This window comes from Burkholderia sp. KJ006 (genome assembly GCF_000262695.1).
GTDB classification, from domain to species: Bacteria; Pseudomonadota; Gammaproteobacteria; order Burkholderiales; family Burkholderiaceae; genus Burkholderia; species Burkholderia vietnamiensis.
In genome coordinates, this window is the sequence record NC_017921.1 from 320,537 (window position 1) to 341,215 (window position 20,679).

16 protein-coding genes are annotated in these 20,679 nt (G+C 68.0%); 6 read left to right on the plus strand and 10 right to left on the minus strand.

Going from position 1 to position 20,679, the window contains the following annotated elements; translation table 11 throughout:
* Positions 1-9 precede the first annotated feature (9 nt).
* Positions 10-870 (minus strand): alpha/beta hydrolase, encoded by an 861-nt coding sequence (locus tag MYA_RS15555; protein WP_011880929.1) that lies wholly within the window; start codon positions 868-870, stop codon positions 10-12.
* A gap of 173 nt (positions 871-1,043) precedes the next feature.
* On the opposite strand from MYA_RS15555, the gene ceoR reads away from it, so the two are divergent.
* Positions 1,044-2,048, plus strand: coding sequence for a putative multidrug efflux transcriptional regulator CeoR (gene ceoR, locus MYA_RS15560; RefSeq protein WP_011880930.1), 1,005 nt, complete (start codon positions 1,044-1,046; stop codon positions 2,046-2,048).
* Between the two features lie 476 nt (positions 2,049-2,524).
* Positions 2,525-2,818, plus strand: a complete 294-nt coding sequence (locus MYA_RS15565) for a DUF4148 domain-containing protein (protein WP_011880932.1) — start codon at positions 2,525-2,527, stop codon at positions 2,816-2,818.
* A 206-nt stretch (positions 2,819-3,024) separates the two neighbouring features.
* On the opposite strand, the gene MYA_RS15570 is transcribed toward MYA_RS15565, so the two are convergent.
* From MYA_RS15570 to pdxR, 4 genes are all read right to left on the minus strand, one after another.
* The gene (locus MYA_RS15570) at positions 3,025-4,122 is read right to left on the minus strand and encodes a purine-nucleoside phosphorylase (protein WP_011880933.1); all 1,098 of its coding nucleotides are present in this window, start codon (positions 4,120-4,122) and stop codon (positions 3,025-3,027) included.
* A gap of 313 nt (positions 4,123-4,435) precedes the next feature.
* The gene (locus tag MYA_RS15575) at positions 4,436-5,026 is read right to left on the minus strand and encodes a LysE family translocator (protein ID WP_014724091.1); all 591 of its coding nucleotides are present in this window, start codon (positions 5,024-5,026) and stop codon (positions 4,436-4,438) included.
* Positions 5,027-5,201: 175 nt separating this feature from the next.
* Entirely contained in the window at positions 5,202-6,266 is a 1,065-nt protein-coding gene (gene selD / locus MYA_RS15580; RefSeq protein ID WP_014724092.1) for a selenide, water dikinase SelD, read from the minus strand.
* 271 nt (positions 6,267-6,537) lie between these two features.
* Positions 6,538-8,046, minus strand: coding sequence for a MocR-like pyridoxine biosynthesis transcription factor PdxR (gene pdxR / locus MYA_RS15585; RefSeq protein WP_014724093.1), 1,509 nt, complete (start codon positions 8,044-8,046; stop codon positions 6,538-6,540).
* Positions 8,047-8,172: 126 nt separating this feature from the next.
* On the opposite strand from pdxR, the gene MYA_RS15590 reads away from it, so the two are divergent.
* Together MYA_RS15590 and gabD are read left to right on the plus strand one after the other, a co-directional pair.
* The gene (locus tag MYA_RS15590) at positions 8,173-9,456 is read left to right on the plus strand and encodes a 4-aminobutyrate--2-oxoglutarate transaminase (protein ID WP_011880937.1); all 1,284 of its coding nucleotides are present in this window, start codon (positions 8,173-8,175) and stop codon (positions 9,454-9,456) included.
* 77 nt (positions 9,457-9,533) lie between these two features.
* A complete protein-coding gene (gene gabD / locus MYA_RS15595) occupies positions 9,534-10,997 on the plus strand; it encodes an NADP-dependent succinate-semialdehyde dehydrogenase (RefSeq protein ID WP_011880938.1) in 1,464 nt (487 codons plus the stop codon).
* A 123-nt stretch (positions 10,998-11,120) separates the two neighbouring features.
* On the opposite strand, the gene MYA_RS15600 is transcribed toward gabD, so the two are convergent.
* Both MYA_RS15600 and MYA_RS15605 read right to left on the minus strand, forming a co-directional pair.
* Positions 11,121-12,665, minus strand: coding sequence for a methyl-accepting chemotaxis protein (locus tag MYA_RS15600; protein ID WP_041494235.1), 1,545 nt, complete (start codon positions 12,663-12,665; stop codon positions 11,121-11,123).
* Between the two features lie 399 nt (positions 12,666-13,064).
* Positions 13,065-14,609, minus strand: coding sequence for a methyl-accepting chemotaxis protein (locus MYA_RS15605; RefSeq protein ID WP_014724095.1), 1,545 nt, complete (start codon positions 14,607-14,609; stop codon positions 13,065-13,067).
* Positions 14,610-14,983: 374 nt separating this feature from the next.
* Here MYA_RS15605 and MYA_RS15610 point away from each other — a divergent pair, with 374 nt between their 5' ends.
* Positions 14,984-15,463, plus strand: a complete 480-nt coding sequence (locus MYA_RS15610; protein WP_050991240.1) for a DUF523 domain-containing protein — start codon at positions 14,984-14,986, stop codon at positions 15,461-15,463.
* 89 nt (positions 15,464-15,552) lie between these two features.
* Here the strand turns inward: MYA_RS15610 and pcaF are convergent, their stop codons facing one another.
* Positions 15,553-16,755 carry a 3-oxoadipyl-CoA thiolase gene (gene pcaF / locus MYA_RS15615; RefSeq protein ID WP_014724098.1) on the minus strand — a complete coding sequence of 401 codons (1,203 nt, stop codon included), beginning with the start codon at positions 16,753-16,755 and terminating at the stop codon, positions 15,553-15,555.
* Between the two features lie 227 nt (positions 16,756-16,982).
* Here pcaF and MYA_RS15620 point away from each other — a divergent pair, with 227 nt between their 5' ends.
* Positions 16,983-17,771 (plus strand): IclR family transcriptional regulator, encoded by a 789-nt coding sequence (locus MYA_RS15620; RefSeq protein ID WP_014724100.1) that lies wholly within the window; start codon positions 16,983-16,985, stop codon positions 17,769-17,771.
* 96 nt (positions 17,772-17,867) lie between these two features.
* Here MYA_RS15620 and MYA_RS15625 read toward each other — a convergent pair whose 3' ends face one another.
* Positions 17,868-19,199: an MFS transporter gene (locus tag MYA_RS15625; RefSeq protein WP_014724101.1), complete on the minus strand. Its 1,332-nt coding sequence runs from the start codon at positions 19,197-19,199 to the stop codon at positions 17,868-17,870.
* A gap of 55 nt (positions 19,200-19,254) precedes the next feature.
* Complete coding sequence (locus tag MYA_RS15630; protein ID WP_014724102.1) at positions 19,255-20,445, minus strand: M20 aminoacylase family protein; 1,191 nt, start codon at positions 20,443-20,445, stop codon at positions 19,255-19,257.
* Positions 20,446-20,679 lie beyond the last annotated feature (234 nt).

The window sequence follows — 20,679 nt, forward strand, 5'->3', positions numbered from 1 at the left end:
TTGGTGTGGTTATTCGGAACGATTCGGCTGACGGGCCTGGAAGCGGCACTGGAAGAAGCGCACGGCCTCCTCCAGCGCGGCCGCATGGGTCGCGAGCGCGGCGTGCGTGACGTCCGGGTAGCGGATCACCTGCGTGAGCACGCCCGACGAAATCAGGCAGCCCGCATATTTCTCCGCCTCGACGTGCAGCACGTCGTTCTGCGCGGTGACGATCAGCGTCGGCGGCAGCCCCGCGAGGCGCACCGATTCGAGCGGCGCCGCATACGGGTGCATGCGCTGCGCGGCCTGCGGCAGGTACGCGCGATAGCAGGCCGCGCATTCGCGGGCGGTGATGTCGGACGACAAGCGGTCGGCGTCGCCGATGCGGGTCATGCTCGGATCGAGCATCGGCCCGAACAGCGCCTGCGCGGCGATCGGCACCTCGCCGCGATCGCGCGCGATGAACGCGAGACAGTTCGCGAGCTGGCCGCCCGCATCGTGCCCCGCGACGCCGATCTTCTTCGGATTGCCGCCGAACGCGCGGGCGCGCGTCGCGGCCCAGACGGCCGCGCGATACGCATCCTCCGGCGCGGCCGGAAACGGAAAGGCCGGCGCGAGCGAATAATCGACCGACACTACGAGAGCCGGTAAGCGTTCTGCTAAAAAGCGCGCGGCGAAATCGGCGTCGTCGAGCGTGCCGCGCACGAAACCGCCGCCGTGAAAGTAAAGCACTACCGGCAATCCGGTTTTGTCGGCACGCCGATACAGACGCAACGCGATGTCCTGCGCGTAGCCGGGAATTTCCACGTCCGCGACCGTCAGTGCCGCGCCGGCTCTGGCTTCGGCGGGCAATGCGGCTTTCAGGAATTTGCTGAATTCAGAAGCGTCCATGACGATGCGGCATCCATTTCGAGATGGAACGAATTCTGGGTCCGGCAGACATTGGGATAAATGCCTATAATCCGGCAACACAATTCAACGCCCCCGAACAATCCCAGGCTGCGTCGCCTATAAAGTGACGCAGCCTCTTTGTTCCTGAGGCTCATTAGATCGTGGAGGTTGTGATGGACCGGCTTCAGGCCATGCAGGTGTTTACTCGCGTCGTCGATACAAGCAGCTTCACCAAGGCAGCAGAAACGCTGAGCCTGCCGCGGGCGTCCGTCACGACGATCATCCAGAATCTCGAAGCGTTCCTCGGCGTGCGATTGATGCACCGGACCACGCGCCGTCTGTCGCTCACGCCCGACGGCGCCGCGTACTACGAACGTTGCGTGCGGATCCTCGCCGATGTCGAGGAAACCGAAGCAAGCTTCCAGAACAACAACCGCAAGCCGCACGGCAAGTTGCGCATCGACATGCCGGGCTCGATCGGGCGGCTGCTGGTGATTCCGTCGCTGTGCGAATTCCACACGCGCTATCCGGACATCGATCTGCAGCTCGGCTTGTCGGATCGTCCGGTCGACCTGCTGCAGGAAGGCGTCGACTGCGTGATCCGCGTCGGCGCGCTGCAGGATTCGTCGCTCGTCGCACGGCGGGTCGGCCTGTTCGAATGCGTGTCGGTCGCCGCGCCCGCGTATCTCGACAAGTACGGCGAGCCGCGCAGCATCGAAGATCTCGCCGAGCACAAGGCGGTCAATTACTTTTCGAGCCGCACCGGCCGCACGATCGACTGGACGTTCCTGACCGACGGCAAGGAAGTCGAAGTGAAGATGAACGCGATCGTGTCGGTGAACGATGCCGACGCGTACGTGACCTGCGGGCTCGAAGGCTTCGGGCTGATCCAGCCGCCGCTGTTCATGGTGCTGCCGCACCTGCGCGACGGCCGACTCAAGGAAGTTCTGCCGGGCCTGAAGCCGCTGCCGATGCCGATCTCGGTCGTGTATCCGCACAGCCGCCACCTGTCGCCGAAGGTGCGCGTGTTCGTCGACTGGATCGCCGAAGTGTTCGACCGCTGCCCGCTGTTGAGCGGCAAGGGCAGCCTCGACGCGACGTGCAGCAAGCGCACGTTCGAGGAAGCCGAGCGCGCGCCGGCGCTCGACACGCCGGTCATCAACGAGTGGGTCGCGTAGCCGCTTAGTCGCTTAGTCTGACGAGCGGCGCGCGGGCCGCGCGCTCGCGCGTCTCCGCGCTTTCTTCATACCTCGATCGGTCGGCCTTCCAGCACGTTCTCCTTCCGCGGATGCGTCGTGCTCCTGCAGACGTCGCAGCGGCGCGCACATCGCGTCTTTCCGGAATCCGCATCACACCTTTGCATCGCGCGCGGCAATCGCCGCGTCGCGCCGACACGCCGTCGCGAAGTCGGGCCGCGTCGCCGCGAGCCGCGCCACAGGCGGCTGTGCGCGATTCCGGCAGCGCCGTGCGGCCGTGACGGATCGCGATTGTTCCAGCATCGCGACAATTCAATTCGCATCAGCTGCATTTATCGCGCCGGGACACACACCTAGAGTTAACCCTGTCGCGCACATCGTTGCGCATCCAACATCCCGTTCGACGGGACCGGAGCGAGCGCTCTTGCGCCAACTCCGACCAACACAGGAGTTACGTCATGAACCGCCGCCATCTTCTCTCCGCCATCGCACTCGCACTCGCCGTGTCCGCGCCGGCATTCGCCGATACCAATGCGCCGCAAGCCGCCAACTACGCCGGCGCGTCGTACACGCAGCCGAGCAACGGCCCGCGCACGCGCGCCGAAGTCAATGCGGAAGTCGAACAGGCACGCCGCGACGGCACGCTCGCATACCTGCGCAAGGTGAATTCGTATCCGCAAGGTGTCGAGCTCGCGCAAGGCCCGTATCGCCCGACGCCCGAAGGCAACCAGCTCGCCGGCGCAGGCCGGTAAACGCATGACGCCGCGCGACGGATCGTCCGTCGCGCGGCGTCGCGAACCCGACACACGTCAGTCAGTTGCAGGAGTCCGTGATGAACGATCAACTTCCTTCGCCGCTCGATCATTGGGACGACACGACGCCCGTCTGGACGCCGTTTCGTTCGTCGTCGCAACCGCACTGAACGCGTCCGTCACGCGCCGATGCGAGCGCCGGTGCGTCATCGACGCGGCACGCCGTCGCGCCATTCGCCCCAGTGCGTGACGATGTCCTGCACGAGCGGATTGCCCGCGCGATAGAGGTTTTCCGTCGCGGGCGCGAAGCCGCCCTGATCCGCGTAGTTCAGCAGGTTGTCGGCGCTCGTCTGGCCCGCATACGGGCGGTCGAAGTCGGAGCCGGTGCGCAGCACGGCGACGCGCGACAGGTCGACGCGCTTCACGCTCGCCGCGCGCTTGAGCGCCTCGTACGTCGCGTTGTCTTCCTGCGCGGTCATGCAGTAGGTGCCCTTGCCGTCGGTGAGGATCTTGGTCCATTGACGCGCGCGCTCGCCGATCAGCGTGCCCGAGAACCACGTATTGCCCGACGACGTGTCGCACTGGATCACCGTCGGCGGCCGGTTCGCCGGCGCATACGTGAACTTCGCGCGCGCGGCCTGCGCCTGCGCGCTGTCGGCAAGCACGACGTTGCGCGACAGCGCATAGGCGGCATCGGTCAGCTGCGCGTTGAGCTGGAACACTTCGGTGCGGTAGTCGAGCGGCGGCTTGTCGTTCGGGCTCTTCGTGTTGATGCCGAGAAAGCCGGTGTTCCAGCCGGCGGGAATCTCGCGCGCGTCGAGCTCCCACTGCAGGCTGAAATCGACGAGGTATTTCGACCACGCCGCGGAACCGACCGTGCCCTGCGCGGGGTCGACGCCCGCGATGCCGGACACGAGGAAGTAGGTGCGGCGCAGGTCGAAGCGCGGCGAGAACGTGAGCGCCATGATCGTCGCCGATGCGTTCGCGTAGCCCATGCCGGTCGTCACCACGCAGACGTCCTGCCGGTTGCAGTGGACGACCGGATAGTCGGGCGACAGGCCCGGCACCGCGACGTCGCGCCACGGGCCGAGCCGGTCGAGCCACGCCTGGCCCTCCGGACCGAACATCGTGATGATCATGACCTTGACCGGGCGGCCCTGTGCCGCGGTCTCGGCGAATGCAGCGTTGGCCGTCGTGGCCGCGTTGCCTGCGTCGTCGCGCTGATGGTCCTGCGCGATCGACGGCGCGGTCGCACAGGCGGCGAGCGAGAAGGCGGCTGCGGAAAGAATGGAGCGAGTCAGCATCGGCGTTCCTTGTTTCGATGATGTTGGGTGAGAACGGCTGTCGGAGACTGCGCGACCGAGTATAGAACGCGGGTCTGCGATGCGGAACCCGACTACGAAACGGGGGGTTGGGGGGGAGTGGCGCGGGGTGATTGAAGGTGCCGATAACGCTGATTACGCTGATTACGCCGGTTGCCGGTTGCGCGGATCAGCGCGTTCGCGCCGTAATCGCCGCACGCCGCTGCGACCGACACTGAGAATCGCTACGAGGCCGCGTGCCACGGCATGCAGGCATTCCTGAGCGGCCGAGGCTTCGACGACCGTCCCGGCCCCGCTACGCGCGGACGATCCCCGCGACGCCATAAGCAAGCACGACCAGCGCAGCAAGCACGTGGCTCGCCGCGAGCCATCGCGGCGACTTCACGACGCGCGCGATCGCGCTGCCGCCGAACGCGAACACGAGCTGGCCGACGAGACTGCCGGCAAACACGCACGCCGCCCCGAGCAGCCAGTGCCGGTGCGCGCCGGCCGCCGCGGCCGCATAGCCGTAGAACAGCAGGATGGTCAGCGGATTCGCGAGCGTGACGAAGAACATCGACGTGAACGGCCGTGTGCCCGGCGGCGGCGCGGCGCCGTCGAGCGTGCGGCGCCGGTCTTTCAGCGCGTGCCACAGCATGCGTGCGCCCATTGCGAGCAACACGAGCGCGCCGACCAGACGAAACTGCGCACGATGCAACGCGAGCGTGTGCGCGAGCATCGCGCCGATCGTGAACGCGGCAATCGCATAGCAACCGTCGGCCGTCGCGACGCCCGCCGCCGCGCGCACACCGCTCGCCATGCCGGCGCGCAGCGCATGGTTCGCGATCATCAGCGCGACGGGGCCGACCGACAGCGCGACCGTCAGCCCGAACAGGAAATCGTTCATCGCCCGCGACGGCTGTCGATACGCGCCGTCGATTGCGACGCGCGGCGACGATCGTGTGCGATCGAAATCTGCGTCACACGATGTCGACTCTCCACGGCCCGTCCACCCTCTCGCCGATCACCACCGCGCGATTGAAACCACGAGCGGCGAAGATCCCGGGCGATCGAAACCCGCGTCACGCGACCTCGACGCGCGACGCCCCGTCCACCATCTCGCCGATCACGGCCGCACGGTCGAAGCCGTCGGCGCGGAAGCACGCGAGCACGTCGTCGACGGCTTCCGGCGCGCACGCGACCAGCAGCCCGCCCGACGTCTGCGGATCGGTGAGCAGCGCCTGCGCGACGGGCGGCAGGTTGTCGGCGAGCCGCACGTCGGCGCCATACGCGGCCCAGTTGCGTCCCGACGCGCCGGTGAACACGCCGTCGGCGACGAACGCCTCGACGCCCGCCAGCCACGGCAGCGACGCGTAATGCACGCGCGCGGTCAGCCCCGCGCCGCGCGCCAGCTCGAGCGTGTGGCCGAGCAAACCGAAACCGGTGACGTCGGTCAGCGCGTGCACGTCCGGCAATGCCGCGAGTTCGGCGCCCGGCCGGTTCAGCTTGGTGGTCGTCGCGACCATCTGCGCGTAGCCGGCGGCGTCGAGCTGATTCTTCTTCAGCGCGGCGGACAGCACGCCGACGCCGAGCGGCTTGCCGAGCACGAGCACGTCGCCCGCGCGCGCAGCCGCGTTGCGCTTCACGCGCGACGGATGCACGACGCCGATCGCGGCGAGCCCGTAGATCGGCTCGACCGAATCGATCGAATGGCCGCCCGCCACCGGAATGCCCGCTTCCGCGCACACGGCTTCGCCGCCGCGCAGCACGGCCGCGATCGTCTCGTGCGGCAGCACGTTGATCGGCATGCCGACCAGCGCGAGCGCGAGGATCGGCTTGCCGCCCATCGCGTAGACGTCGGACAGCGCATTGGTCGCGGCGATGCGGCCGAAGTCGAACGGATCGTCGACGATCGGCATGAAAAAGTCGGTGGTCGCGACGATCGCCTGCTCGTCGTTCAATCGGTAGACGGCCGCGTCGTCGGAGGTTTCGGTGCCGACCAGCAGATCGGGAAACAACGCGGGCGGCGTGGCCCGCTTCAGCAGCTCGGACAACACGCCCGGCGCGATCTTGCAGCCGCAGCCGCCGCCGTGCGACAGGCTCGTCAGGCGCGGAACGGCGGGCGGAGTGAGGGTGGCTTCGGTCATCGTCGGTATCCGGTGAATAACAACGTTCCATTATCGACAATTCCGCGCGAGCACGCGCGATATCCGGATGCGGGATGGAATGCGTGCGCCGCGGTCCACGTCGGCGCAAACCGCGAAGTCGGCACGAACCGGGCGAACCGGGCAAACCGCATGGTCCGACGCGGCGCCTCGGCTACGACACGGGCGTGTCACGCGTTCACCGTCGCGTCGCACGTGTCCTACGACGCGGCCGCCTCCGGTCGCGACCACGCCACCACACGCCCACTCCCCATCAAGCCGCCGCAACGACCCCGTCGAACGCCCGCTCGTCGATCGCTTCCGCGAGCTTCGCGAACGCGGTCGCGATCTCGTCCTCCGGCACGCACGCATAGCCGAGCAGCAAACCCGATGCCGCGCGCTCCGGTTGCGCGTAATAGCCGGACAGCGGCCGCACGACGATGTTGCGCTCCAGCGCGGCCTGCGCGACCGCGCGATCGTCGGCGCCGTCGGGCAGCCGCGTGACGAGATGCAGCCCCGCATCGCTGCCGAGCGCGTGCAGCGTGTCGCCATAGCGTCGCGCGACCGCGTCGAGCAGCACTTCGCGGCGCTGTCCGTACAGCGTGCGCATCTTGCGGATATGCGAAACGAAATGCCCGTCCGCGATGAACTCGGCCAGCACCGCCTGCTGCAGCAGCTGCCCTTCGCGGTACAGCTCGGCGCTCGCGGTCGCGAAGCTCTCCGCGAGCGGCTCGGGCGCGACCAGATAGCCGACCCGCAGCCCCGGAAACAGCGTCTTGCCGAAGCTGCCGACGTAGATCACCTGCCCGGCCGTATCGAGCCCCTGCAACGACGCGAGCGGACGGCTGCCGTAGCGGAATTCGCTGTCGTAGTCGTCCTCGATGATCCAGCAGCCGTGCTGGCGCGCGTATTCGAGCAGCATGCGGCGGCGCGCGAGGCTCATCACCATGCCGAGCGGATACTGGTGCGACGGCGTGACCAGCATCAGCTTCGGCGGCTCGGCGAGATCGTCGGCCGACGGCGCGATTCCTTCGTCGTCCACCGCAATCGGCCGGGTGGTCAGCCCCGACACGTTCAGCACGCTGCGCACGCCCCAGTAGCACGGGTCCTCGGTCCAGATCACGTCGCCCGGATCGGTCAGCACGCGCACCGCGAGGTCGATCGACTGGTGGATCCCCGTGGTGATCACGATCTGCTCGGGCGTGCAGCGCACCGAGCGCGACGTGCGCAGATAGTCGGCCAGCGCCTCGCGCAGCAGCGCGAGGCCGCCGCCCGGCGCGTAGGTCAGCAGATCGGGGCGCAGGCGCCGCCAGTACTTGTTGTGCAGCCGGGTCCAGACACGCGCCGGAAAGCGCGACACGTCGGGCACGCCCGGCATGAACGCGCCGCCCTGGCGCTTCGACACGCCCGCGCCTTCGACGAGCCGCGTGCCGCGCGCCGACAGCCGCCGCGCCGGCGAGGCCGCCACCGCCGGGCTCGCGCCCGCCTCGAGCGGCGCGCCGACGATTTCGTCCGGCGCGCTGTCGGCGACGAACGTGCCGCGCCCCGTCGCCGAATGCACGTAGCCTTCGAGCGCCAGCTGTTCGTACACCTGCGTGACCGTGTTGCGCGCGATGCCCAGCTCGGCCGCGAGCAGCCGCGACGACGGCACGCGCGTGCCGGCCGGCAGCTCGCGCGACAGGATCGCCTGCTGCAGCAGCCGGTGCAGCTGCCGGTAGATGGGCTGCTCGCTGCCGCGCACGAGGCGCTGCGCCAGCCAGTCCGACAACACGCTTGCGCGCATGATTGGCTCCTGAATATTTATTGAAATGGCTCTGATTGCCGGAGCCAAATGTGATTATAGTCGCCTCCATGGGCTGCCAACGCGGCCGATTTTTACCTCACCGGACACAACATCAAGGAGCTGACCGTGAAGAATGCCGACCTGCATGCCCGCAAGAACGCCGCCACCCCGCGCGGCGTCGGCGTGATGTGCGATTTCTACGCCGCCCGCGCCGAAAACGCGGAGCTGTGGGACGTCGAGGGCCGCCGCTTCATCGATTTCGCCGCCGGCATCGCCGTGCTGAACACGGGCCACCGCCACCCGAAGATCGTCAAGGCGATCGCCGACCAGCTGAACTGCTTCACGCACACCGCTTACCAGATCGTCCCGTACGCGTCGTACGTCGAGCTGGCTGAAAAGATCAACGCGCGCGCACCGGGCGACTACCCGAAAAAGACGGCGTTCTTCACGACCGGCGCCGAAGCCGTCGAAAACGCGATCAAGATCGCGCGTGCGGCAACCGGCCGTCCGGGCGTCATCGCGTTCGCCGGCGGGTTCCACGGCCGCACGATGATGGGCATGGCGCTGACCGGCAAGGTCGCACCGTACAAGCTGAACTTCGGTCCGTTCCCGGGCGACGTGTTCCACGCACCGTACCCGAACCCGCTGCACGGCGTGACGACGGCCGACTCGATCAAGGCGATCGAGATGCTGTTCAAGGCCGACATCGATCCGAAGCGCGTCGCCGCGATCATCTTCGAACCGGTCCAGGGCGAAGGCGGCTTCAACCCGGCGCCGGCCGACTTCGTGCGCGCACTGCGCAAGATCTGTAACGAGCACGGCATCATGCTGATCGCCGACGAAGTGCAGACGGGCTTCGCGCGTACCGGCAAGCTGTTCGCGATGCAGCAGTACGACGTGCTGGCCGACCTGATCACGATGGCCAAGAGCCTCGCGGGCGGCATGCCGCTGTCGGGCGTCGTCGGCCGTGCGGACGTGATGGACGCGGCAGCGCCCGGCGGCCTCGGCGGCACGTACGCGGGCAACCCGCTCGCCGTCGCGTCGGCGCACGCGGTGCTCGACATCATCGACGAAGAGAAGCTGTGCGAACGCGCGACGCAACTGGGCGACGCGCTGAAGGCGAAGCTGAACGCGCTGCGCGCCGACATCGCACCGATCGCCGACGTGCGCGGTCCGGGCGCGATGGTCGCGGTCGAGTTCGTGAACCCGGCCACGGGCGAGCCCGACGCCGACTTCACGAAGCGCGTGCAGGCGCGTGCGCTCGAGCGCGGTCTGCTGCTGCTCGTGTGCGGCGTGTACTCGAACGTCGTGCGCTTCCTGTTCCCGCTGACGATTCCGCAGGCCGTGTTCGACGAAGCGCTCACGATCCTCGAGGAAGTGCTGAAGGAAACGGTCGGCGTACCGGCCTGAGTTCCCGTCAACCGAATGCGCCGCTGCCGTCGTACCGACGGCAGCGGCCGTTTCATCTTCAACGCAGGCTATTCAATATGAGCACGGAAAACCTGGCACTGAAAGATCCGTCGCTGTTGCGCCAGCAGGCGTACATCAACGGCGAATGGCAATCCGCGGCGAACGGCGAGTCGTTCGAGGTCCGCAATCCGGCCACCGGCGGCCTGCTCGGCACCGTGCCGGCGATGGGCGCGGCCGAGACGCGTCAGGCGATCGACGCCGCCAACGCCGCCTGGCCGGCGTGGCGCAAGAAGACCGCGAAGGAACGCGCGGCGATCCTGCGCAAGTGGCACGACCTGATGATGGAGAACGCCGACGATCTCGCGCTGATCCTGACGACCGAACAGGGCAAGTCGCTGGCCGAAGCGAAGGGTGAGATCGGCTACGCGGCGTCGTTCCTCGAGTGGTTCGCCGAGGAAGGCAAGCGCGTGTACGGCGACACGATCCCGACGCCGGCGAGCGACAAGCGCATCGTCGTGACGAAGGAAGCGATCGGCGTGTGCGCGGCGATCACGCCGTGGAACTTCCCGGCGGCGATGATCACGCGCAAGGTCGGCCCGGCGCTCGCCGCAGGTTGCCCGATCGTCGTGAAGCCGGCCGAGGCGACGCCGTTCTCGGCGCTCGCGATGGCCGTGCTGGCCGAGCGCGCGGGCGTGCCGGCCGGCGTGTTCAGCGTGGTCACCGGCGACCCGAAGGCGATCGGCGGCGAACTGACGTCGAACCCGATCGTGCGCAAGCTGTCGTTCACCGGCTCGACGCCGGTCGGCCGCCTGCTGATGTCGCAATGCGCGGCGACGGTCAAGAAAGTGTCGCTCGAGCTCGGCGGCAACGCGCCGTTCATCGTGTTCGACGATGCCGATCTCGACGCGGCCGTGCAGGGCGCGATCGCATCGAAGTACCGCAACAGCGGCCAGACCTGCGTCTGCACGAACCGCTTCTACGTGCACGAAGCCGTGTACGACGCGTTCGCGCAGAAGCTCGCGGCGGCGGTCGGCCAGCTGAAGGTCGGGCGCGGCACGGAGCCGGGCGTCACGCAGGGGCCGCTGATCAACGAAGCGGCCGTGCTGAAGGTCGAGGCGCACATCGAGGACGCGCTCGCGAAGGGCGCCACCGTCGTCACGGGCGGCAAGCGCCATGCGCTCGGCCACGGCTTCTTCGAGCCGACCGTGCTGACCGGCGTCACGCCGGCGATGAAGGTCGCGAAGGAAGAAACCTTCGGGCCGCTCGCGCCGCTGTTCAAGTTCGGCAGCGACGACGAGGTGATCCGCCTCGCGAACGACACCGAATTCGGCCTGGCCGCGTACTTCTACAGCCGTGACATCGGCCGCGTGTGGAAGGTCGCCGAGGCGCTCGAATACGGGATGGTCGGCGTGAACACGGGCCTCATCTCGAACGAGGTCGCGCCGTTCGGCGGCGTCAAGCAGTCGGGCCTCGGCCGCGAAGGCTCGCACTACGGCATCGACGACTACGTGGTCATCAAGTACCTCTGCCTGGCCGTCTGACGGTTCGGGCCTGTCGCGCAAGCGGCAGGCCCTGACCGCCCGGCCGGAACCGGGCGGTCACGACGCGGGCCGGCGTCCCCTCTCCGCCGTGCCCGCGTCACCTCCTCGTGCGCGCCTGCGCGCTCAACGAAACACGTTCACCGCATCCACCAGCCGCGTCGCCTGCTGCTTCAGGCTCTCCGACGCCGCCGCGCTCTGCTCCACCAGCGCCGCGTTCTGCTGCGTGATGTTGTCCAGATGCACGACCGCCTGATCGACCTGCGCGACGCCCGTGCTTTGCTCGGCCGTCGACGAGCTGATCTCCGCGATCAGGTCCGACACGCGTTTGACCTGCGCGACGATGTCCTCCATCGTCTTGCCCGCGCCGTCGACGATGCGCGAGCCCGACTCCACCCGCTCGACGCTCGCGCCGATCAGCGCCTTGATCTCCTTCGCCGCGTTCGCGCTGCGCTGCGCAAGCGCGCGCACCTCGCCCGCGACGACCGCGAAGCCGCGGCCCTGATCGCCGGCACGCGCCGCTTCGACCGCCGCGTTCAGCGCGAGGATGTTGGTCTGGAACGCGATCCCGTCGATCACGCCGATGATGTCGGCGATCTTGTGCGAACTCGCGGTGATGTCGTTCATCGTCGCGACCACTTCGTTGACCGCCTGCCCGCCGCGCATGGCCGCCTCGCTCGCCGACACCGACAGCTGGTTGGCCTGCAGCGCCGTCTCCGCGTTGCTCGACACGGTGGCCGTCATCTCGGCCATCGACGCGGCCGTCTGCTGGACGCTGGTCGACGCCTGTTCGGTGCGCGCGCTCAAGTCGTTGTTGCCCTGCGCGATCTCGTTGCTCGCGCGCTGCACGTTGTGCACCTGCTCGCTGACGTCGTCCACCAGCCAGCGGAACATCAGCCCGAGCTGGTTGATCGTGCGCAGCGTCATGCCGATCTCGTCGACGCGGTTCATCGCCACGCCGCTACGGCTCTCGCCGGTCGCCACCCGCAGCGCCTGGTCGCGCAACTGGATCAGTGGACGCGCGATCTGCGCGTCGAGCCACAGCCCGGCGATCAGCGACGCGCCGGCCGTCACCGCCGCAAACCCGGCCAGCGCGCCGCCGCCGAGGCCGCACGCCCAGCCGGCGCCGACCACGACGGGCGCCAGCACGCCGAGCGTCGCATGCAGCCGCGCGCGCACCGACATCGTCTGGAACAGCGACGCGACGCGCATCAGCCCGGTGCGCACGACCAGGCCCTTATGGAAGCGGCGACTGCCGGCGTTGCCTTCGCGGAACGCGCGGTACAGCTCGTCGGCGGCCGCGATCTCGTCGCGCGACGCCTTCGTGCGCACCGACATGTAGCCGGTCGCCTGGCCGTTGCGCATCACCGGCACCGTATTCGAACGCACCCAGTAGTGATCGCCGTTCTTGCGGCGGTTCTTCACGAGCGCCGTCCATGGCTCGCCGTTCTTCAGCGTCGCCCACATGTCGGCGAATGCCTCCTTCGGCATGTCCGGATGGCGCACGACGTTGTGCGGCTGACCTTCGATTTCTTCCGGAGAAAATCCGCTGACCTGAATGAACGCCGCGTTCGCGTACTGGATGTAGCTGTTGGCGTCGGTGGTCGACATCAGCGTCGCGTCATCGGGAAACTCGAATTCGCGTTGCGTGACAGGCTGGTTATTGCGCATGGTATGAGGTTCCTGGTGGCGGATCTTGCGTCCGCTCGTGAATAGGATCGAGGCCGGATGCAGCGCGCTCGCGCCGCATTCGGTCAATCAGACTCCTGCGCTTTCGGCAAATCTGGCGAAAACCTTATGCCGCCCAAGGGTAAATTCGCATTAATTCCGCTTCACGCGCCTTTGCCGAATCCTTGATTCATACGTAAATCGAAAAATTCGTCAGGCAAATCGTTCGGAGCCCAATCATCCGATTATTCGATAATCGCCGGTCACGCGAATCGACGAATCGATTCGATATCCAGAATGCGAATCTCTCTCATTTTTTGCACTGGATCGAATCGCATGACCGCGGCCTGAGCGGGCCGACGGCCATACGATGCACATGCACCGGCAAGCGCGCCTGCGCGATCAGCGGAACACGTTCACCGCGTCGACCAGCCGCATCGCCTGCTGCTTCAGGCTCTCCGACGCCGCCGCGCTCTGCTCCACCAGTGCCGCGTTCTGCTGCGTGATGTTGTCCAGATGCACGACCGCCTGATCGACCTGCGCGACGCCCGTGCTTTGCTCGGCCGTCGACGAGCTGATCTCCGCGATCAGATCCGACACGCGTTTGACCTGCGCGACGATGTCTTCCATCGTCTTGCCCGCGCCGTCGACGATGCGCGAGCCCGACTCGACGCGCTCGACGCTCGCGCCGATCAGCGTCTTGATTTCCTTCGCCGCGTTCGCGCTGCGCTGCGCAAGCGCGCGCACCTCGCCCGCCACCACCGCGAAGCCGCGCCCCTGCTCGCCGGCGCGCGCCGCTTCGACGGCCGCGTTCAGCGCGAGGATGTTGGTCTGGAAGGCGATCCCGTCGATCACGCCGATGATGTCGGCGATCTTGCGCGAACTCGCGGTAATGTCGTTCATCGTCATGACGACTTCGCTGACCGCTTGCCCGCCGCGCTCGGCCGCCTCGCTCGCCGACACCGACAGCTGGTTCGCCTGCAGCGCCGTCTCCGCGTTGCTCGACACGGTGGCCGTCATCTCGGCCATCGACGCGGCGGTCTCCTGCACGCTCGACGCGGCCTGCTCGGTGCGTGCGCTCAAGTCGTTGTTGCCTTGCGCGATCTCGTTGCTCGCGCGCTGTACGTTGTGGACCTGCTCGCTGACGTCGTCGACCAGCCAGCGGAACATCAGCCCCAACTGGTTGATCGTGCGCAGCGTCATGCCGATCTCGTCGACGCGGTTCATCGCCACGCCGCGGCGGCTTGCGCCGGTCGCGACGTTCAGCGCCTGATCGTGCAGCCGCTTCAGCGGCTGCACGATCTGCGCATCGAGCCACAGCCCGGCGGCCACCGACGCGCCGGCCGTCACGGCCGTAAGCGCCGCCAGCGCGCCGCCGCCGAGCCCGCACGCCCAGCCCGTGCCGATCACGACCGGCGCCAGCACGGCCAACGCCGAGTGAACGCGCGCGCGCACCGACATCGTTTGCGGCAGCGAGACGATGCGCATCAGCCCGGTGCGCACGACCAGGCCCTTATGGAAACGGCGGCTGCCGGCCTTGCCTTCGCGGAATGCGCGATACAGCGCCTCGGTGCCCGCGATCTCGTCGCGCGGCGCCTTCGTGCGCACCGACATGTAGCCGTGCGGCGCGCCGTTGCGCATCACCGGCACCGCGTTCGCGCGCACCCAATAGTGGTCGCCGTTGTTGCGGCGATTCTTGACGAGCGCCGTCCACGGCTCGCCGTTCTTCAGCGTCGCCCACATGTCGGCGAATGCCTCCTTCGGCATGTCCGGATGGCGCACGATGTTGTGCGGCTGGCCGACGAGTTCGTCGGTGGAGAAACCGCTCACATACGCAAACGTTGTGTTCGCATATGTGATGATGCTGTCGGCATCGGTCGTCGACATCAGCGTGACGTCGTCGGGGAAATCGAATTCTTGTTGGGTGACGGGCTGGTTGTTGCGCATGGAGGGCTCCGAAGAGCGGGTCCGGATTGGGGGCCCGCGCGGGCGCGGAATCGCGCTCAGTAGCCGGAAAACGGTTGATCGCTTTACGACGGTATCGTCCCCTGCTGACGGCAACTAGCGGCAAAACCTTAGGCCTGATCGACACAAAATATCGAATTCGACGCTAAATATGATTTCAATCAAACAATCTGGAAATAACCGGCGCCGAGGCGATGCCTGAACGGTGTGCACGCAGCGCCGTCAATGCAGCGGTCCCATCGACCATTGCAAACCGCAAAACGATGCGGACGTGCGCGCAGCGCTCGACGCGAACCTGGAGAACGACCGTGCAGCACACGGAGCAACAAGCGGCCACGCCGAAGATCCTCGTCAGCATGTGCCTGCTCGGGCATCCCGTCCGCTACGACGGCGCAGCCAAGCGCAGCGCGCATGACGCGCTCGCGCGCTGGCAGCGCGACGGGCGGCTGGTGCTCGTCTGCCCGGAGCTCGCCGGCGGGCTGGGCGTGCCGCGGCCGCCCGCCGAGATCGCCGACGGCGCATCGGGCCAGCGCGTGCTCGCCGGCGCCGCACGGATCGTCGACGTGCATGGGACCGATCTGACCGCGCAGTTCGTCTGCGGCGCACAAGCCGCGCTCGCGCTGGCCCGCGCGCACGATTGCCGCTTCGCGCTGCTCGCGGACGGCAGTCCGTCGTGCGGCAGCCGCTTCATTCATGACGGGAATTTTGCGGGGCGTCGGCATCCGGGCGCCGGCGTGACGGCGGCCTTGCTGCGCGCGCATGGCGTCGAGGTATTCGCGGACACCGAGATCGACGCGCTCGCCGCGCGCATCGCGCAGCATTCGCCGGCCGAATGACGATGTGGCCGGCACGCGCGCGTCGTGCCGGCCACATCGTCGAGGAAAGGCTACGCGCGCGGCGGGCCGCGCCGCGCCGCATTGCGCGCTTAGACGCGCTCGATCGCGATCGCGATGCCCTGGCCGACGCCGATGCACATCGTGCACAGCGCGAAGCGGCCGTTGGTGCGATGCAGCTGGTACATCGCGGTCGTCACGAGGCGCGCGCCCGATGCGCCGAGCGGATGGCCGAGCGCGATCGCGCCGCCGTTCGGATTCACGCGCGGATCGTCGTCGGCGACGCCGAGCATGCGCAGCACCGCGAGCCCCTGCGACGCGAACGCCTCGTTCAGCTCGATCACGTCGAACTGGCCGATCGTCATCCCGAGCCGCGCGAGCAGCTTCTGCGTGGCGGGCGCCGGGCCGATGCCCATCACGCGCGGCGCCACGCCGGCCGTCGCGATGCCGAGCACGCGGGCGCGCGGCGTCAGCCCGAAGCGCTTCGCGCTCGCTTCGTTGGCGAGCAGCAGCGCGGCCGCGCCGTCGTTGACGCCCGACGCGTTGCCGGCCGTCACCGAGCCGTCGGGACGCACGACGCCCTTCAGCTTGGCGAGCACGTCGAGCGACGTTTCGCGCGGATGCTCGTCGCGCGAAAACACGACCGGATCGCCCTTCTTCTGCGGAATCGTCACCGGGACGATTTCCGCGGCGAGCGTGCCGTCCTGCTGCGCACGCGCGGCCTTCTGCTGGCTGCGCAGCGCGAACAGATCCTGGTCGGCGCGGCTGACGTTGTAATCGACCGCGACGTTCTCGGCCGTCTCCGGCATCGAATCGACACCGTGCAGCTGCTTCATCAGCGGATTGACGAAGCGCCACCCGATCGTCGTGTCGTAGATGTCGGCCTGGCGCGCGAACGCGCTGGCGGCCTTGCCCATCACGAACGGCGCACGCGTCATGCTTTCGACGCCGCCCGCTACCATCAGCGCGGCCTCGCCCGACTTGATCGCGCGCGCGGCCACGCCGACCGCGTCCATGCCCGATCCGCACAGCCGGTTGATCGTCGAACCGGGCACGCCGTCGGGCAGGCCGGCCAGCAGCGCCGACATGCGCGCGACGTTGCGGTTGTCCTCGCCGGCCTGGTTCGCGCAGCCGTAGATCACGTCGTCGAGCGCCGTCCAGTCGACGTCGCGGTTGCGCTCGACGAGCGCCTTCAGCGGCACCGCGCCGAGGTCGTCGGCACGCACGCCCGACAGCGCGCCGCCGTAACGGCCGATCGGGGTACGGATCGCATCACACAAAAAAGCTTCGGTCATCGGTGTCTCCGGTCTCATGCAACGCTGGGAAATAACTGCAACGCGCCCCTTGCCTTGCCCGCCGGGATGCGCTTAAATGTTCTTTATACGAACATAAGATCGTGTATCGAACGATTTCCGCATCATAGGGAGTGCGGGGATGCGCTGTCAAGCGCGCGCGCCGCGGTGCGGTTGGCGTGCCGGGCCCCATGCGCTATCTTCTCGGCTGCACGACAATCCGACCGTTCATGACCACCGAAGACATCCAGACGAAACCCGGCGACTCCTATGTGCAGTCGTTTGCGCGCGGCCTCGCGGTGATCCGCGCCTTCGATGCGCAGCGCCCCGAGCAGACGCTCACCGAGGTCGCGGCGGCCGCCGGGCTCACGCGCGCGGGCGCGCGCCGCATCCTGCTGACGCTGCAGACGCTCGGTTACGTCGAGGCCGACGGCCGGCTGTTCCGGCTCACGCCGAAGATCCTCGAGCTAGGCTTCGCGTACCTGACGTCGATGCCGTTCTGGAATCTCGCCGATCCGGTGATGGAGCAGTTGTCCGCACAGATCCACGAGAGCTGCTCGGCAGCGGTGCTCGATCGCACCGAGATCGTCTACGTGCTGCGCGTGCCGACCCACAAGATCATGACCATCAACCTGTCGATCGGCAGCCGCCTGCCCGCGTACTGCACGTCGATGGGCCGCGTGCTGTTGTCCGCGCTCGACGATGCGACGCTCGACGACACGCTCGCGCAGAGCAACATTCGCGCGCACACGCCGCGCACACTCACCGACCTCGGCGAACTGAAGGCCGCGATCGCGCAGGTGCGCCAGCAGGGCTGGGCCGTGGTCGACCAGGAGCTCGAGGTCGGGCTGATGTCGATTTCCGCGCCGATCCGCAACCGCCGCGGGCAGGTGATCGCCGCGATGAACATCAGCGGCAACGCGCAGCGGCATACCGCGAAGCAGATGGTGAAGGAGTTTCTGGGGCCGCTGCAGCAGGCGGCGCAGACGGTGTCGGAACTCGTCGCGAGGCGCGGTTAGACGCAATGCGCGCACCTCACGCGCGATGCCGTCCGAACCGAAGACCATCGCACGACATGGCGCGACATCGCGCGGCCCGAGCGGCCGCGCGCCGCCTCAGTCCATCGACTCGCGCGCGGTTTCGCGCAGCATCGCGACCGCGATCAGCGACAGCACCACACAAGCGGCCACATAGCCGGCCGGCGCGAGCTTGCTGCCGGTCGTCTTCACGAGCCAGGTCGCGACCAGTTGCGCGGTGCCGCCGAAAATCGTCACCGCCAGCGCATACGCGATCGAAATGCCGGTCGCACGCACATGGCGCGGCAGCGATTCGCACATCAGCGCCATTTCCGATGCCGAGCCCAGCGAATAGAACAGCAGCATCAGCGCGGTCAGCGGCAGGATCACCGACAGCGTCGGATGGTGGTTCATCAGCCAGAACGCGGGGAACAGCTGCAGCACCAGCACGCCGCGCCCGACGAAGATCGGCATGCGCCGGCTGCCGAGGCGGTCCGACAGCCAACCGAACAGCGGGCACGTGACGAGCATCACGCAGCCCGACGCGACGCCGACGAACATCGACAGCTTCATCGGCACGCCGAGCGTATGGATCGCATAGGTCGGCATGTAGAAGGTCAGGATGTAGGTCGACACCGTGCCGCCCATCACCGTCAGCATCAGTAGCAGCACCGTGCGCGCGTGCTTCGAGAACAGCTCGCGCAGCACGCCGCGCTCGATCGCGTGGTGGTGGTCGCCCGGCGCGTCGTCGGCGAGGCGGCGGCGCAGGTACATCCCCACCGGCGCGATCAGCAAGCCGGCGAAGAACGGCAGACGCCAGCCCCAGCCTTCGAGCGCGTCCTTCGTCAGCGTGTTCGACAGCAGCGCCGCGAAGCCCGAGCCCATCAGCGCCGCGCCGCCTTGCGTCGCGAGCTGCCAGCTGGCGCGAAACGCGCGGCGCGACGTGCCGCCGTGCTCGATCAGCGTCGAGGTCGCCGCGCCGAACTCGCCGCCCTGCGAGAAGCCCTGCATCAGCCGCGCGACGACGATCAGCAGCGGCGCGGCGACGCCGGCCTGCGCGTAGGTCGGCGCGATCGCGATCAGGCCGGTGCCGAGCGCCATCAGCATGATCGTCAGGTTCAGTGCGGCCTTACGGCCCTTGCGGTCCGCATAGACGCCGAGCACGACGCTGCCCAGCGGCCGCGTGAAGAAGCCGGCGGCGAACGTCGCGACCGACAGCAGCAGCGACGTGGTCGGATCGCTCGACGGGAAGAACAGCCTGCCGATCAGCACCGCGAAGAAGCCGTACACGGTGAAGTCGAAGAATTCGAGCCAGTTGCCGATCACCGCCGCCGCGATCGCGCCGCGCTGCGTGACGGCCGGTGCATCGTGCGTGTGGACCGCGGCGGCGCCGGCCGCTCCGGCGTGCAGCGCGAGAGGATCTTTCTGCATCGTTCAATCTCCTGACAATGCGGCCGAAAGCGCCGCGCGGCCACCGCGGCCGGGATCACTGCGCGAGGTAACGCTCGACGAGGCGCGTCCAGAAGGCCGCGCCGATCGGCAGGTTGCGATCGTTGAAGTCGTACTTCGGGTTGTGCACCATGCAGCCGTCTTCGCCTTCGCCGTTGCCGAGCCGCACGAACGAGCCCGGCCGCTGCTGCAGCATGAACGCGAAGTCCTCGCTGCCCATCAGCAGGTCGGCCTGCTCGACGACGTGCGCGTCGCCGACCAGCTCGCGCGCGACCTGCGCCGCGAAGTCCGTTTCGGCGTCCGTATTGACGACGACCGGATAGCCTTCGATGTACTCGACGTCGGCCGTCGCGCCGTAGCTCGCCGCCTGCGTCTCGGCCAGCTCGACGATGCGGCGCTTGAGCAGCGCGCGCACGTCGGGGCTGAACGAACGCACGCTCAGTTCGAGCCGCGCGCCGCTCGGAATCACGTTGTTGGCGGTGCCCGCGTGCATCGAGCCGACCGTGACGACCGCCGGCTGCGACGGATCGACGTTGCGCGCGACGATCGTCTGCAGCGCCATCACGATGCTCGCCGCGACCACCACCGGGTCGACCGTCAGATGCGGGCGCGCCGCATGGCCGCCGACGCCCTCGATCTTGATGATCGCCTTGTCGCCGGCCGACATGAACGGGCCGCGCCGCGTGAGGAACACGCCGGGCGCCGCGCCCGGATGGTTGTGCATGCCGAACACCGCATCGCACGGAAAGCGCTCGAACAGGCCGTCGTCGATCATCTTCTTCGCGCCGCTGTCGACGCCGTGCTCCTCCGCCGGCTGGAAATACAGATGCACCGTGCCGCGGAAGTTGCGCGTCTTCGCGAGCTGCTGCGCGGCGCCGAGCAGCATCGTCGTGTGGCCGTCGTGGCCGCATGCGTGCATCTTGCCGTGCGTGCCGCTCGCATACGGCAGGCCGGTGGCCTCGACGATCGGCAGCGCGTCCATGTCCGCGCGGATGCCGATGCTGCGCGCGCCGTCGCCGACGCGCAGCGTGCCGACCACACCCGTCCCGCCGACGCCGCGCGTCACTTGCCAGCCCCACTGCTCGAGCTTGTGCGCGACCAGCGCGGCCGTCTCGTGCTCCTCGTAAGCAAGCTCGGGATGATGGTGGATGTGATGGCGGATCTCGCGCAGCGCGGCGGCTGCGGGCATCAGGTCGTCGATTTCGGTGAAGCGGACATCGGTGGTCATCAAGCGGGCTCCTGCTGAGCGTCTGCGTGTCAGCCCGCACGCGGCGAGCGGCATGCGGGAAAGCGAGCCACTATAACGAGCCGATATCGGTTCAATAAGATGCGGAATTTTTCACCCCGATAAAGTTTATTAATCAGGGTAAACACGGCTCTCGGCGGCCGACACGTGCACGCCGTTGACGCCGCGGCCCAACGGTTTATCGTTCACGTTCCGGCCGGCGGCACGCGCAGCGCG

Excerpts from the sequence above, each read along its gene's own strand:
- MYA_RS15555 (WP_011880929.1), bottom strand. The coding sequence starts at position 870 with ATGGACGCTTCTGAATTCAGCAAATTCCTGAAAGCCGCATTGCCCGCC.
- ceoR (WP_011880930.1), top strand. The coding sequence starts at position 1,044 with ATGGACCGGCTTCAGGCCATGCAGGTGTTTACTCGCGTCGTCGATACA.
- MYA_RS15565 (WP_011880932.1), top strand. The coding sequence starts at position 2,525 with ATGAACCGCCGCCATCTTCTCTCCGCCATCGCACTCGCACTCGCCGTG.
- MYA_RS15570 (WP_011880933.1), bottom strand. The coding sequence starts at position 4,122 with ATGCTGACTCGCTCCATTCTTTCCGCAGCCGCCTTCTCGCTCGCCGCC.
- MYA_RS15575 (WP_014724091.1), bottom strand. The coding sequence starts at position 5,026 with ATGAACGATTTCCTGTTCGGGCTGACGGTCGCGCTGTCGGTCGGCCCC.
- selD (WP_014724092.1), bottom strand. The coding sequence starts at position 6,266 with ATGACCGAAGCCACCCTCACTCCGCCCGCCGTTCCGCGCCTGACGAGC.
- pdxR (WP_014724093.1), bottom strand. The coding sequence starts at position 8,046 with ATGCGCGCAAGCGTGTTGTCGGACTGGCTGGCGCAGCGCCTCGTGCGC.
- gabD (WP_011880938.1), top strand. The coding sequence starts at position 9,534 with ATGAGCACGGAAAACCTGGCACTGAAAGATCCGTCGCTGTTGCGCCAG.
- MYA_RS15600 (WP_041494235.1), bottom strand. The coding sequence starts at position 12,665 with ATGCGCAATAACCAGCCTGTCACGCAACGCGAATTCGAGTTTCCCGAT.
- MYA_RS15605 (WP_014724095.1), bottom strand. The coding sequence starts at position 14,609 with ATGCGCAACAACCAGCCCGTCACCCAACAAGAATTCGATTTCCCCGAC.
- MYA_RS15610 (WP_050991240.1), top strand. The coding sequence starts at position 14,984 with ATGTGCCTGCTCGGGCATCCCGTCCGCTACGACGGCGCAGCCAAGCGC.
- pcaF (WP_014724098.1), bottom strand. The coding sequence starts at position 16,755 with ATGACCGAAGCTTTTTTGTGTGATGCGATCCGTACCCCGATCGGCCGT.
- MYA_RS15620 (WP_014724100.1), top strand. The coding sequence starts at position 16,983 with ATGACCACCGAAGACATCCAGACGAAACCCGGCGACTCCTATGTGCAG.
- MYA_RS15625 (WP_014724101.1), bottom strand. The coding sequence starts at position 19,199 with ATGCAGAAAGATCCTCTCGCGCTGCACGCCGGAGCGGCCGGCGCCGCC.
- MYA_RS15630 (WP_014724102.1), bottom strand. The coding sequence starts at position 20,445 with ATGACCACCGATGTCCGCTTCACCGAAATCGACGACCTGATGCCCGCA.